This is a genomic window from Actinomycetes bacterium (assembly GCA_024222295.1).
In the GTDB taxonomy this organism is placed as follows: domain Bacteria; phylum Actinomycetota; class Acidimicrobiia; order Acidimicrobiales; family Microtrichaceae; genus JAAEPF01.
Window position 1 is genome coordinate 327,852 of record JAAEPF010000034.1, and the last position, 13,826, is coordinate 341,677.

The window sequence follows — 13,826 nt, forward strand, 5'->3', positions numbered from 1 at the left end:
TCACCAAGGACTTCTGAATGGCCAAGGTCGCCAGCTCCAGCGCCACGGAATCCACAACAGCGCTGACCACCGGCGAAGCCACCCGGGCGCGCCTGCTCGATGCGGCGATCGAGGTGCTCGCCGAGCGGGGCTACAACGCGGTGCGGGTCGACGACATCGTGCAGCGCGCCGACGTGTCCCATGGCACGTTCTACCTCTACTTCGCCAACAAGGACGCCATGGTCGTGGCGCTGGCCGAGCGGTGTGCTGCAGAACTGGGCGGTCTCGTGGCCGGCCTCGGGTCGGTGTCCGCTGCAGCCTCGGGACGCAATGAGGTGCGTGACTGGCTCGAGGACTTCATCGAGCACTACCGCACCTACGGGGTCGTCATCCGCTCCTGGGTTGAGCAGTCGGCCAACCCCGAGCTCACGAAGCTGGGTGTGGACAGCCTCGCGAACGTGTCGTCGGTACTCATCGACCGGATCCGCGAAACACATCCCGGCGACGCAGAGACGCGCGTGACCGCCCTGATCGCCCTCATGGAGCGCTTCACCTACCTGGCGGTCAACCGCGACCTCGGTGAACCCGGGGCAGTGGTCGACACTGCCGCGACGGTGATCCATCGTTCGTTCTTCGCCGAGGCCGGCTGATAGCCGTTCGTTGTGGGGCCCGTGAGGCCTCAGCGGAGTCGCCACTCGATTCGTTTCCCCGAAGCGAAGGCTCGTTGCCCCTCTGCAAGTGACTCTTCGTTGGTTCCGAGGCCGATGAAGCCGTACCCCTGGGCCAATGCCTGGCTGCGATGCATCTCCAGGCCCGCCCAGATCGAGCGCACCGTTCCCTGCACCGCCACAGCAGGAGCGGAGGCAATGGCTGCCGCGGCATGGCGTGCTGCCACGGGCAGTTCCTCGCCCGGCACCACCTCGCTCGCCATGCCGATCTGGTGTGCTCGCTCGGCTGACAGACGCTCGTGGTTGCCCATGAGCGTCATGCGCATGACCTCTCCGAAGGGCATCTTGGTGAGCATGTGCAGCGGCTCGAAGGTGGCGCACATGCCGTAGGTGACGTGCGGGTCGAAGAAGGTGGCGTGGTCGGCCGCGATGATGAATTCGACCTCGCCGAGCAGGTAGAAGGCTCCGCCGCACGCCATGCCGTTGACCGCACCGATCACGGGCTTCCAGAGGTCGGACGTCTTGGGACCTATCCAGTCGCCCGGGTCGTCGAACATGAACGCTGTGCCGGCCGAGCCAATGCGATGGTGGTCGTCGTCGAGGTCGCCGCCGTCGCCGCTCATCTGTTCGCCGCGGTCGATCCCGGTGCAGAACGCCTTGTCTCCGGCACCGGTGAGCACGATGGCCCGCACGGGGTCATGCAGGCGCAGCGCGCGCCACATCTCGTGCAGTTCGCGCTGCATCGCCCGGTTGAAGGCGTTGTGCACCTCCGGCCGGTTGAGGGTGACGACCGCGACGCCGTCCTCTCCCTCTTCGTAGGTGAGGGTCTCCCACTCCCGCTCGCCGGGATCGCTCATGAGGGCCTCCGGAGGTTCAGCCCTTGGAGCTCATCTTGAGCCCGCCGGGACGTGTGCCGAAGACATCCTTGCCCAAAGCGCTGGTGAGTCGGGCCGGATCCCACTTCTGGGGCTCGCCCTTCACGGCGTTGGAGGCTGTCGCACCGATCCGCCAGCCCTCGTAGGCGGAGATGTCCGCTCCGACTGCCCGGAACACCTGTCCGGTGACGAGCGAGGCCTCGTCGGATGCCAGCCACACGACCATGGGGGCCGAGTTGCCAGGGTTGAGCCTCTCGAACTCGTCGTCGTGAACCTCGTTGGCCTCACGAAGCGGGATGTCGGGCATGGTCTCGTGCACGATCCGCGTGGCACCGCCGGGCGCGACCGCGTTGGCGCGCACGCCATAGCGTTCACCTTCGAGCGCTGTGATCACGGTGAGGGCTGCGATACCGGCCTTGGCGGCGCCGTAGTTGGCCTGGCCCCTGTTGCCCTGGAGGCCGGCCGAGGAGACCGTGTTGACGATGGCGGCCTTGCGTACCCTGCCCGCCTTCGACTCGTCGGACCAGTACTCACATGCATGGTGGGTCATGTTGAATGTGCCCTTGAGGTGCACGGCGATGACCTTGTCCCAGTCCTGCTCGCTCATCTTCACGATCGAGGTGTCGCGCAGGATTCCGGCGTTGTTCACCACGATGTCGAGTGCCCCGAACGCCTCGCGGGCCTGCTCGACGATTGCCTTCGAGCCATCCCACGAGGACACGTCGTCGTAGTTGGCCACCGCCTCGCCGCCGCGCTCGAGGATGATCTTCACGGTCTCGTCGACCGGAGAGGTGTCTGCCCCCTCGCCGGATGAGGAGCCACCGAGGTCATTGCAGACCACCTTCGCGCCCTGCGCGGCCAACTCCATGGCCTCACCACGGCCCACTCCGCGACCCGCACCGGTGACGATCGCCACTTTCCCCTCGACGATTCCCATGACAACCTGCTTCCCGCGCCGCTCAGCGCTCGTATGTTTAGATGTGCGAGCCGCAACCTGACGCACACGTCAGGTTGGCGGTGTCACCGTAGCAAAGCACCGATCCGGATTTCAGGGGGCGCCACCATGGCGGACATCAACTTCGACGACTACATCGGCAAGCCGACCGCACACGGCATCGTGACCGTGGAGCGGGCCCCGGTATCCGCGTTCGCTGCATCGGTGCTCGACGACAAGGCCATCTGGAGCGATGCCGACGCAGCGCGCGCCGAGGGCTTCTCGGACATCCCGGTGCCGCCGACGTTCATGTTCAGTGCGGCCGATTCATGGTGCAAGCACGCCGAGGAGCAGCCGCCCGACCCCACCAACGGCAACAACCCGATGGCAGCGGTCATGGGAGGGCTGATGGCCAACGGTGGGCTCATCCTGCACGGCGAGCAGGCCTTCGAGTACCACCGCGACGTGGTCGTGGGCGAGAAGCTCGAGCACAAGGGTGTCGTGAAGGACATCTACGAAAAGCCCACCGGCGACAAGACCATGACGTTCCTGGTGATCGAGAACACCTTCACCGGCGACGGCGGGGAGCCGGTCATCACGGCGACCATGAATGTGATCCACCGCTCCTAGCCACGGCGCGCACAGCCGGCTCAGCTGTGCTGTCCCACTCAGCTGTGCTGTCCCACTCAGCTGTGCTGTCCCACTCAGCTGTGCTGTCCCACTCAACCTGGTTTCCCGAGTAGCCCAGCGTCACATCGACGCTGGGCTACTCCGCTTGTGAAGGTGAGGGGCCCAGCACAGCGACGTCCGCAAATCCGGCGGCCATACCTGACACACGTGTCAGGTGGGGGCGGTACCATCACCCTGACCGGAACCACTCCGGATCCAGGGGGAACCGATGGCGCTTGAGAGACAGATCGACGACATGATCCTCGTGTCGGTGGACGACCACGTCGTGGAGCCGCCCGACCTGTTCGAGAACCACCTGCCCGACAGGTACAGCGACCTGGCGCCGAAGGTGATCCAGGCCGACGACGGAAGCGACGTGTGGTTCTACGAGGGCCAGCAGTTGCCCAACATCGGGCTCAACGCCGTGGCCGGCAAGCCGCCAGAGGAGTACGGCATCGACCCGACCGCGTTCGATGAGATGCGTTCGGGCTGCTACGACATCGACGACCGCGTGGCCGACATGAACGCCAACGGCCTGCTCGGCTCCATGTGCTTCCCGAGCTTTCCGCAGTTCTGCGGCCAGCTCTTCGCCCGCACCGAGGACAAGACCGTCGCTCTTGCGATCCTGCGGGCCTACAACGACTGGCACATCGACGAATGGTGTGGCTCCCATCCGGGTCGTTTCATCCCGCTCGCTCTTCCAGCCATCTGGGACCCGCAGATCATGGCCGACGAGGTCCGGCGTGTTGCCGCCAAGGGTTGCCGTGCCGTGACCTTCTCGGAGAACCCCGAGAAGCTGGGATGGCCGAGCTTCCACAACGAGCACTGGGATCCCTTCTGGGAGGCAGTCACCGAGACCGGCACGGTGGTGTGCCTGCACATCGGGTCGTCATCGGAGCTCACGATCACGTCGATCGAGGCACCCATCAACGTCATGATCACGCTCCAGCCGATGAACATCGTGCAGGCCGCCGCCGACATCCTCTGGTCACGCGTTCTCATCAAGTGGCCGGAGGTGCGCTTCGCACTCAGCGAGGGTGGCATCGGCTGGATTCCGTACTTCCTGGAGCGGGTGGACTACGTCGATGAGCACCACCGCGCGTGGACGGGCCAGGACCTGCCCGAGGGGATGCTCCCCTCAGACCTGTTCAGGGAGCGGTTCATAACCTGCTTCATCGATGATCCCGCGGGGCTGAAGAACCGCCATGACGTCGGTATCGAGCACATGACCTGGGAGTGCGACTATCCGCATTCGGACTCGACATGGCCGGAGTCGCCCGAGCGTCTCGCGAAGTCACTCGACGGCATCCCGGCTGCGGAGGTAGACGCGATCACCTACGAGAATGCGATGAGGCTTTTCCACTACGACCCGTTCTCGGTGCTCGACCGGGCGGACTGCACGGTGGCGGCGTTGCGCTCCAGGGCGACCGACGTGGACACGACGCTGCGGTCGAGTGGCAAGGAGATAGTGCGGCCCGACAGCCCGATCCGGATCATCGACCTCGCCGAGCGCGCCACCGCCAAGAAATCCTGACCACTACTTGTGGTGTGGGCCGCCGCCCGGCCACGCAGGGTGTGCTGACTGGCACAGCGGGGGGTGCGTGTCTCACTGGTGGTGGCTTCGAGCGTCGGAGCGGCGCTTGCGGCCGCGAACGGGGATTCGTCCCCATTGAAAGGCATTGGCCACCGCGATTGGATGGACTCCACGAGAGCCGTTTGGTGCCAACACCGGGTGGACGAGGGGATCCACACAACTCGCAATGGCCCCGACCGAGGGAGAGCGGTCGGGGTCACTGCTGTTCCAGCAGGCTGTTCCGGTCGGGTGAGGTTGCCGCTTCGCGGGTCAGGCCGGAGTCCAGCGCGGGAGCACGACCGCACCTTCGTCGTCGCTGACCGGCCGGGGAAACACGACCTCCACAGGCATGCCGATCGCGATCGAGTGCGGGTCGATCGAGTCGAGTCGGTCGTCAGCTCCGGCTACCACGTTGCCGACCAGCCGGATCGTCGGGTCATCCTCGAGTTCGACCAGCACCACGTTGTAGGGAGCCTGCTCGGAGTAGGCGGGCAGCAGCGGCGGGTGGGGAACGACGAAACTCCATACCGTGCCGAGCCCCGACATCGCATCCCAGCGGTGCTCGAACGAGCCGCACCTCTCGCACCGCGGGCGTGGCGGCATCCGGCGCACACCGCAGTCGGCACATGCCTGGACCCGCAGTTCGCCCCGGGCGGCATACTCGAAGAACGGGGCCGACTCTTCGTCGAGCCCGGGCAGGAGCGGTTGGTCGATCATCGGTCTCTCCTGAACAGCAGCGCTCCGGTGGGCACACCCTCGCCGGACGTGCAGAGGCTGAACTCGGCGCCTTCGACCTGGTTGGTGGATGTTCCCCGCACCTGGCGCACCGCCTCGACGATCAGGTTGAAGCCATGAAGGTAGGCCTCGCTCATTCCGCCTCCTGAGGTGTTGGTGGGGAGGCGCCCGCCGAGCTCGATGCCGCCGTCGTCGGTGAAGTGCCCGCCCTCGCCACGTTCGCAGAACCCGTAGCCCTCCAGTGACAGCGGCACGAGCGGGCTGAACGCGTCGTAGAGCTGGGCGACGTCGACGTCGGCCGGACCGACGTCGGACAACGACCAGAGCTTCTCGGCACACGCCCATGCCGGGCCGCGAAGTGGGTCGTCGCAGAAGAAGTTGGTCATCGTCTGGTGCTGGGCAGGCAGGGACTGAGCCCAGCTGTGCAAGAGGGCGGGTGGTTGACGCAGGTCGCGGGCCCGCTCGGTCGAAGTGACCACAACGGCGCACGAGCCATCGGTTTCCAGGCAGTTGTCGAACAGGCACAGTGGCTCGGACACCCAGCGGGCCGCCATGTAGTCGTCGCGTGTCATCTCGCGGTCGCCCATCACAGCGGCCGGGTTGTTGTTGGCATGGCGTCGGAATGCGAGCGCCACGTTGGCCAGGTGGTCGCGGGTGGTGCCGTAGCGGTGCATGTGGCGGCGCGTCAGCATTGCGATCTCGTCGACCGGCCGCAGCAGCCCCCACGGTCGGCTCCAACGTTGCTGGTCGCCCTGGACCCGGCTCGACACGCCGGCCCAGGGCCGGCTGGACCGCGATCCGCGTTTGCGGCTGCGCCATGCGACAGCCACGTTGCACTGGCCTGTTGCCACGGCCATTGCGGCCTGGCCGACCACACCGCAGCCGGCTCCACCGCCGTAGGGAACCTTGCCGAAGTAGGTGAGGTCGCCGAAGCCCATGTTGCGGGCGATGTCGATTTCCTCCGTGGCCTCCATCGAGTAGCAGGAGAGACCGTCGACCTCGCCGGGTCGGATGCCGGCATCGTCGAGGGCGGCCTTCAGCGCCTTGAGGGCCAGCACCCGTTCGGAGTCGTCGAGGGACTTGGCGAAATCTGTTGTGCCGATCCCGGCAACGGCGGTCTGGTCCTTCACCGGTGGTCTACCCGTTGCGCACGATCAGGGCGTCGATGGCCACCACGCCGTCGGGCCGCACCACGAGCGGGTTGATGTCGAGCTCTTCGAGTTCGCCTGCGAAGTCGAGTGCGAGTTGCTGCACCTTCATCAGCACATCCACCACGGCAGCCACCTTGGCCTTCGGTCGGCCCCGCGCCCCCGCGAGCAGTTTGGCGCCCCTTGTCTGTTCGATCATCCGGCGGGCCTCGGCCCGGTCAAACGGGGGCACACGGAATGCCACATCCTCGAACACCTCCACGAACACACCACCCAGGCCGAACATCACAACGGGTCCGAAGAGCTCGTCCTGGCTGACTCCGACCACACATTCGACGCCCGGGTCCGCCAGCTCACACACGAGCACACCGTCCACCCTGGTGCGCTTCGGGGTTTCGGACTCCGCGATGTCGACGATCTCGCCGAACGCCTTGCGCGCCGCCGACTGCCCCTTCACCCCGACGCGGACCAGCCCGAGGTCGCTCTTGTGGAGGATGTCCGGTGAGGCGACCTTCATCACCACGCCGTCGCCGCGGTCCAGCTGCCCTGCCGCCTTGGCGGCCGCGGCTGCGGAGGTGCAAAGGATGTCCTCGGTGACCGGGATCCCGTAGGCGGCGAGCACAGCCTTGGCCTCGTGCTCTGCCAGCGCACCGCTACCGGCCATTAGGTGTTCGACCCCGGCGCGGTTGTTCGAGGGCTTCGAAGGCAGCTTCGAAAAGGCGCTCCTGTAGCGCTCGGTGAACTCGTGGTGATCGAACCATGCCCGTGCCGTGGTCACGCAGTTGGCGAAGTTGCGGAAGACCGGGATGCGTGCTGGCAGCAACGTGTTCTCGTACACGTCGTCCCAGCTGGGGGAGCCCCACACCACGAACAGCGGTTTGTCGGTCTCCTTGGCCACGATCGAGATGTCACGGGTGAACGGCACCGACAGCGACGCCAGCGCGCCGGTGATGGGGATGATGACCATGTCGACGTTCGGGTCGGCCACGATGGCGCGAAGGATCTCGATGCCCCGCTCATCCGAGCTCGGCGGGCCGCCCGAGTCGACCGGGTTGCTGACGCGCAGGTAGCCAGGGATGCGGCTGCGCAGGGCCTTCTGGGTCTTCGGAGCAAGCTCCGGAAGTGACATTCCGGCGTCGGCCACCAGGTCGGCCATGTGGGCGCCGGTGCCGCCGGAGATGGCGTACACGCAGACCCGTCGTTCCTTCGCCCGACCCTCCGGGGGCGCCACGGTGCGGCAGAATGTGGACGACACGTCGGTGAGTTCGTCGAGGCCGTCCACCCGGATCACCCCGAGCTGGCGAAACACGTCGGATGTCACTCGGTCCGACCCGGTGAGGTGGCCCGTGTGGCTCTTCGCCATCGACGTGCCCTCATCGGTGCGGCCCACCTTCACGCACACCAGCGGTACGCGGGCCTTGGCGGCGTGATCAGCCGCCAGCATCATCGTGCGGCCGTCCTTGAACCCCTCGATGTACGCGGCGATGGCCCCGGTGGTCTCGAGGTCCGCGAAGTAGCGTGCGAAGTCGGCGAACTCGAGGTCGGCCTCGTTGCCTGCCGGTGCCCAGTGGCTCATGGCCACGCCCAGGTCCTGTGACTGGAAGATCGGTCGGCCCTGGTGGCCGGACTGGGTGATGAGTGCGATGGAGCGGTCGCCGTTGTCGTCCCGGAACGTCTCGAAGGCATTGAGGTTGGTGTTGGGGCCGAGCAGGTGAGTCCCACCGGATGCGATCAGGTCTTCCAGCCGCTGCTGGAGCGCCTCACCCTCGCCGTCCATCTCGGCGAAACCGGCTGCGAAGATCACCGCGAACTTCGGCTGCTTCTCGAGCACCGTTTCGAACATTTCGACCGCGGCCCCTACGAGGATCACCGCGAGGTCGATGTCGCCCTCCACATCGAGGATGCTCGGGTAGCACTTGATCCCGTCGATGGACTCCCGCTTCGGGTTGACCGGGATGACCTCGGCATCGAACTTGGTGGCCCAGTCGCGGATCTTGCGCCACATGGCGTCGTTGGGGCGGCGGTTGTCGGAGGCACCGATCACGACCACACGCGAAGGTCGAAAGAACGTGTCGAGGTCCACATCGCGTAGTTCGCAGGGACGTCCGGTCAGGTCGAGTCGAGGTGCCACGGCGGCGACAATACCTGACACGCGTGTCAGTTGCCTCTGGCCTGAGGCCCGTGGCACCAACAAGATGGAACGCGGTGTCCGAGTGCCCGGCCGGCGAGACCGGCGAGGCGAACCGGCGTACCGTTGGGAATGGACACCGATACGGACATGCCGAAGTGGCGGGGCATCCACCACCTGGCGCTCATTACCGACGACATGGACGCCACCGTGCGCTTCTACCACGGCGTACTCGGCGCACGGCTGGTGGCGACCCTGGGCAACGAGGCGTTCCGCCACTACTTCTTCGAGTTCGCGCCGGGGCAGACCGTTGCGTTCTTCGAATACCGCGGAGTCGCGCTCGACGGGTTCTCGAAGCCCGCGGGCATTCCTGATCCGCGCGCCACCCAGTTCGACCACCTGTCTTTCGGGTTGGCCGACGAGGCAGCGCTCGAATCGTTGCGCGATCGCCTTTCCTCGCACGATTGCGAAGTCACCGAGGTGGTCGACCACGGCGTGATGCACTCGATCTACTTCACGGACAACAACGGCATTGCCCTCGAGGCGTCGTGGTGGCTTGTCGACGCCACTGCTGGCGACAGCGAGTTCTCCGACTCGCAGTTGTACGCGGACCCCGAGCCGGTGGCGGCATTCCACGAGATCGCCGATGGACGCCTACTGGCCATGCCGGCGACGCATCTGGTCGAAGAGCCGACACCGGCCGCGGGCTGACCGGTGGAGCTCTCAACAGCGCTGCGTAGCACGGGTGCGATCCGCGACTTCACCGATGAGCCGGTCGACGACGCAGCGCTCGGGCGGATCCTCGAACAGGCTCGGTTCGCCCCCAACGGCGGCAACGCCCAGTCCTGGAAGGTGGCGGTCGTCAAGGATCCCCGGGTCCGTGCCGCTATCCGTGACACGTGGGTGAAGGGCTTCCACGAGTACGTCGCCATGGGTGCGGCGGGCCTGCGGCCGTGGTCGCCCGTCACCGACCGAACCGCCGAGGCCGCGGCGATCGCACATGGACAGGCCGCTGCGGCTGCGGGGGAATCGGTGAGTGAGTTCGCCGATCATTTCGATGAGGTGCCAGCCATGTTGGCGGTGGCGGCCGACCTGCGCCTGTTGGCTGCGGTCGACCGCGACCTCGACCGTCACCCGATCGTGGGCGGCGCGTCGGTCTACCCGTTCGTGTGGAGCATCCTGCTGGCCGCCCACGCCGAGGGCCTCGGGGGCGTGATCACCACGATGCCGATCCGCCGCGAACCGGAGCTGGCGGACGTGCTCGGCCTGCCGGAGCACCACGGTCTGGCGTGCGTACTGGCCCTGGGTCACCCGGTCAGGCGCCCGATGAAGCTGAAACGTGACCCGGTTGGCTCGTTCACGACGGTTGACCGCTTCGACGGGTCGGTCTTCGCGGGCTGAGCCCGTTTTGCTCGAGCTGGATCACGCCTGGCGTGATCCAGCGCCAACGGAACAACGGTGGACCGGTCAGTCCTCGTCGCGGGCTCGTTCGGCGTCGGTCCTGTCGCTGTCGCCCTCGTCGGCGTCGTCGGGGATGATCACCGCGGTCGAGTAACACATCTCGTCCTGGGTGCCATCGGCGAAGAAGATGTAGCGAGGCTCGGGGTCGAAGCGGAGGCTGCGGTCCCAGTTGCACTCGACGGTGATCTTGTCAGCGCGCGTGACCGGGATCGGATCGACCGGCTGGTAGTTGAGCTGCCAGGCAAAGTTCCAGACCGGAATGTCGAGCAGCACCAACTCCTCGGGCGTGCCCTTGTTGAGCGTCATCCGGTATCTCGAACCGATCTCGTGCATGTGGCCGAGGAAGTCCACGAGATGGCCGTCGGTGCGCACCCGGAACTCACACGTTGTGTTCGCCGTGTAGCCGTCGGACCTGGCCGCCAGTTCAGCGGGCTTGGTGCCGCAGGCCCCGTGTAGCGCGTTGGCGATACCGGCACCGCCGAGGCGCTCGTCGACCTCCGCGAAGGCTGCGTCGCGGTCGCAATAGGGCCCGTCTGCCGGCGGGGGGCACGGGATCTCCACCGGCGCGACCAGCTGGGTGGTGCGGAACGGGATCAGCTCATCGGGGTTGTCCGCCACCTCGAACTCGAGCTTCGACTGGTCGGGGCGCAGGATGCCCTCGTAGTGGTAGTGGATCTGGGTTACGACCATGTCGCCGGCGCCCATCGGCATGCCGACTCCCTCGCCGAAATCACGAGGCCGTGCTCCCGGAACCCAGCCGGCGATGAGCTCGCGGCCGCCGGTGCCCATTCCGGTCGGGCACGACCAGCCCGGTCCTTCGTCCTCGGCGTCGCGCTCCACGAGGTTGCCGACCCGCTCGGCCGAGACCCGGTAGGAGAGCACGTGGTGCACCACCTCGGGCGATCCAGGGGTGAACATCGACCCCGTGATCATCGTGTCCTCGGTGAATCCGGGGTCCATCAGGAAGCAGCGGTAGTCGTCGGGCTTCGACCCGTCGCCCACGTAGGGCTCGGCCATCGTCATGACGATGTCGGCGTCGGGAACCGTCACCTCTGGTTCGTCCGGGGCGACGAGCTCGGTCTCTGCAGCGACATCGAGTGGTCCACCCGCCCGGGCCCACCGCTGGATCAGGTCGATCTCGTCATCGGACAGGCCGCGGCCGTGGCGGAGTTCCACTCCCTCATCCGAGGGTGGCCATGGCGGCATGTACTCGGTGCGGGTGACGATGGCGAGGCCATCGGCCACCTCGGCGGCTTCGCCGGCGGTGTCGAGTGTGAGCATCTGGGCGCCCACGGCTCCGGTGTTGTGGCAGGTGGCGCAGTTGGCCTCGAGGATCGGCTGGATGTCGGAGGCGAACGAGGGCGCGCCGGAGGCGTCCACGTCCGTCGCGACGCTCTCTAGCGACAGGCCGGTCGGTGGAGCGAACTTGCGGCTGTCGACGGCCACCAGCTGAAGCTCCACCTCGACATCGTCGCCGGTGGACACGAGACCCACCTTCGTGATCGGGCCAACCCCCAGGTCCGACATCTTCATCTGCGCTGCGACCGTTGCGCTGAAGGTCTCACCGTCGACGGTGCCCTCGCCCTCGAAGCGGACCGGCGTGCGCTGCCCCTTGACCTCTAGGTCGCCTTCGATGGCGAAGGTCGCCTGGCGCGAATCACCGGCCTGGTCGACCTCGACGACTTCCGCATCCAGCAGGCTCACTGTGCGGTGGTCGTGTGAATCCAGGTACTCGTGCTGCAGCACCTTGTCGCGCAGTGAGTTGTCGCTCTCCAGTTGGTGGACGCTGACGGCGAACTCGCTCAGCCTCGCTGTCGACGCATCGTTGTCGGTCACCCCGATGTCGCCGGCAAGTCCGCTGGTGGTCAGCTCGACTTCGTTGTCGACACCTGCGAGCACCTCGTTGACCCTGACCGTTGCGAGCGAGCGGTTGGCATCGACGCGGTAGACCACCTCGCCGGCTCCCGGGTCGAGGGGCTTGACCAGGGGCAGCGTGTAGTCGATCGGTTCTTCCTCGGCGAGGGCAACGCCGATGATGTCGCGGGCGAAGAACGCCACTCCGGCGAGCGCGACGAGGCACACGGCAACGAGACTCAGCCATGGATGTGCCCGGACCGAACCGGCGACCTTCTTCACGATGCCCCTCAGACTTCCCGGGTGCCACTGAATCACCCACCCCGGGCTGCTCATATCGACGCTAGTGGACCTCGTTCACTCCCAGCCATCGCGCGACCTGTGACTCGCGTCCCTACCTGACACACGTGTCAGGAACCGTTGTAGCGTTCGGCCATGGCAGAGATGCGAGAGGCCGTGATCGTCGACACACTGCGCACGCCCATCGGGCGGCGCAAGGGCCAGTTGGCTGGTTGGCACCCCACCGATCTGCTCGCACACGCATTGCTGGCCCTGGTAGAGCGCACGGGTGTCGATCCGGAGCGGGTCGATGACGTGGTCGGCGGCTGTGTGACCCAGGTGGGAGAACAGTCCACGAACGCTATCCGCAACTCCTGGGTGGCAGCAGGCCTGCCGCAGTCGGTGGCCGGTACCACGGTGGATCGCCAGTGCGGCAGCTCCCAGCAGGCCGTGCACTTCGCGGCACAAGGGGTGATCGCCGGTGGATACGACGTCGCGATCGCCTGCGGTGTCGAGTCGATGACGCGCGCCCCGATGGCCTCCAACGCATCCGGCGGCACAGGGCCGTTCAGCCCGGCCTACCTCGAGGCGATCGACAGCCGGCTCATGGTGCAGTTCGAGATCGCCCAGATCCTTGCCGACAGGTGGGGCGTGACCCGCGACGAGATGGACTCCCTGGCCGCGGAGTCACACCGCCGAGCGCAGGCCGCCACCACGTCGGGAGCGTTCGACTCCGAGATCGTTCCGACCCCGGTGAGGGACGACGACGGCAACGAGACGGGCGAGATGATGACCGTCGACGAGGGGATACGTCCTGAGACCACGGTGGAGGTACTTGCCGGACTTGCCTCGGCTGCCAAATGGGACCCGTCGATCGCGCCCGACATCACGCCGGGCAACTCGTCGCAGACCTCTGACGGCGCGGCAGCCATGTTGATCGCCGAACGTTCTGTCGCCGAGCGGTTGGGCTTGCCCTACCGGGCGGTTGTCCGTCACTTCGCGGTCGGCGGCGACGACGCGATCCTGGTGCTGTCGGCCCCCAATCCGGTCACCCGGAAGCTCCTCGATCGCTCAGGGCTGTCCATCGACGACTTCGACGTAATCGAGTGCAACGAGGCCTTCGCCGCCATCGCACTGATGTGGGCCAAGGAGTTCCTGCCCGACGGCGACTACTCCCGCTACAACCCCCGCGGTGGTGCGATCGCGCTTGGCCACCCGCTGGGAGCCTCGGGTGTACGGATCATGACCACGTTGCTCAACGAGTTGGAGGCGACCGGTGGCCGACTGGGCTTGCAGACCATGTGCGAAGGCGGGGGCATGGCGAATGCCACGGTGATCGAGCGGGTTGTCTGAGCATTCGCCTCGCCGTGGGGCGAGCGGTGTGGGAGCGAATGCCACGGTGATCGAGCGGGTTGTCTGAGCATTCGCCTCGCCGTGGGGCGAGCGGTGTGGGAGCGAATGCCACGGTGATCGAGCGGGTTGTCTGAGCATTCGCCTCGCCGTGGGGCGAGCGGTGTGGGAGC

Annotated in this window: 12 protein-coding genes; 6 read left to right on the forward strand and 6 right to left on the reverse strand. The window is 66.7% G+C overall.

The window, feature by feature from the left end; all coding sequences use genetic code 11:
• The first annotated feature begins 17 nt into the window (after nucleotides 1–17).
• Complete coding sequence (locus GY812_14150) at nucleotides 18–629, forward strand: TetR/AcrR family transcriptional regulator (protein ID MCP4436625.1); 612 nt, start codon at nucleotides 18–20, stop codon at nucleotides 627–629.
• Nucleotides 630–658: 29 nt separating this feature from the next.
• Here the strand turns inward: GY812_14150 and GY812_14155 are convergent, their stop codons facing one another.
• On the reverse strand, nucleotides 659–1,504 hold the full coding sequence (locus tag GY812_14155) for an enoyl-CoA hydratase/isomerase family protein (protein MCP4436626.1): 846 nt from the start codon (nucleotides 1,502–1,504) through the stop codon (nucleotides 659–661).
• Nucleotides 1,505–1,520: 16 nt separating this feature from the next.
• Nucleotides 1,521–2,459, reverse strand: a complete 939-nt coding sequence (locus GY812_14160; protein MCP4436627.1) for an SDR family oxidoreductase — start codon at nucleotides 2,457–2,459, stop codon at nucleotides 1,521–1,523.
• 126 nt (nucleotides 2,460–2,585) lie between these two features.
• Here GY812_14160 and GY812_14165 point away from each other — a divergent pair, with 126 nt between their 5' ends.
• Nucleotides 2,586–3,086: a MaoC family dehydratase gene (locus tag GY812_14165; protein MCP4436628.1), complete on the forward strand. Its 501-nt coding sequence runs from the start codon at nucleotides 2,586–2,588 to the stop codon at nucleotides 3,084–3,086.
• Between the two features lie 268 nt (nucleotides 3,087–3,354).
• Nucleotides 3,355–4,659, forward strand: coding sequence for an amidohydrolase (locus tag GY812_14170; protein ID MCP4436629.1), 1,305 nt, complete (start codon nucleotides 3,355–3,357; stop codon nucleotides 4,657–4,659).
• A 309-nt stretch (nucleotides 4,660–4,968) separates the two neighbouring features.
• Here the strand turns inward: GY812_14170 and GY812_14175 are convergent, their stop codons facing one another.
• From GY812_14175 to GY812_14185, 3 genes are read right to left on the reverse strand one after another with little or no spacing between them, the layout of a single operon-like run.
• Nucleotides 4,969–5,415, reverse strand: a complete 447-nt coding sequence (locus tag GY812_14175) for a hypothetical protein (GenBank protein ID MCP4436630.1) — start codon at nucleotides 5,413–5,415, stop codon at nucleotides 4,969–4,971.
• Nucleotides 5,412–6,563, reverse strand: coding sequence for a lipid-transfer protein (locus GY812_14180; protein MCP4436631.1), 1,152 nt, complete (start codon nucleotides 6,561–6,563; stop codon nucleotides 5,412–5,414). Before GY812_14180 ends, GY812_14175 begins: the two co-directional genes overlap by 4 nt.
• 7 nt (nucleotides 6,564–6,570) lie before the next feature.
• Nucleotides 6,571–8,724: an acetate--CoA ligase family protein gene (locus tag GY812_14185; GenBank protein ID MCP4436632.1), complete on the reverse strand. Its 2,154-nt coding sequence runs from the start codon at nucleotides 8,722–8,724 to the stop codon at nucleotides 6,571–6,573.
• A gap of 117 nt (nucleotides 8,725–8,841) precedes the next feature.
• Here GY812_14185 and GY812_14190 point away from each other — a divergent pair, with 117 nt between their 5' ends.
• Both GY812_14190 and GY812_14195 read left to right on the forward strand, forming a co-directional pair.
• Nucleotides 8,842–9,420: a VOC family protein gene (locus GY812_14190; protein ID MCP4436633.1), complete on the forward strand. Its 579-nt coding sequence runs from the start codon at nucleotides 8,842–8,844 to the stop codon at nucleotides 9,418–9,420.
• 3 nt (nucleotides 9,421–9,423) lie between these two features.
• Nucleotides 9,424–10,110 (forward strand): nitroreductase family protein, encoded by a 687-nt coding sequence (locus GY812_14195; GenBank protein ID MCP4436634.1) that lies wholly within the window; start codon nucleotides 9,424–9,426, stop codon nucleotides 10,108–10,110.
• A 66-nt stretch (nucleotides 10,111–10,176) separates the two neighbouring features.
• Here the strand turns inward: GY812_14195 and GY812_14200 are convergent, their stop codons facing one another.
• Nucleotides 10,177–12,360, reverse strand: coding sequence for a hypothetical protein (locus GY812_14200; protein MCP4436635.1), 2,184 nt, complete (start codon nucleotides 12,358–12,360; stop codon nucleotides 10,177–10,179).
• Nucleotides 12,361–12,468: 108 nt separating this feature from the next.
• On the opposite strand from GY812_14200, the gene GY812_14205 reads away from it, so the two are divergent.
• On the forward strand, nucleotides 12,469–13,656 hold the full coding sequence (locus tag GY812_14205) for an acetyl-CoA C-acyltransferase (protein ID MCP4436636.1): 1,188 nt from the start codon (nucleotides 12,469–12,471) through the stop codon (nucleotides 13,654–13,656).
• Nucleotides 13,657–13,826 lie beyond the last annotated feature (170 nt).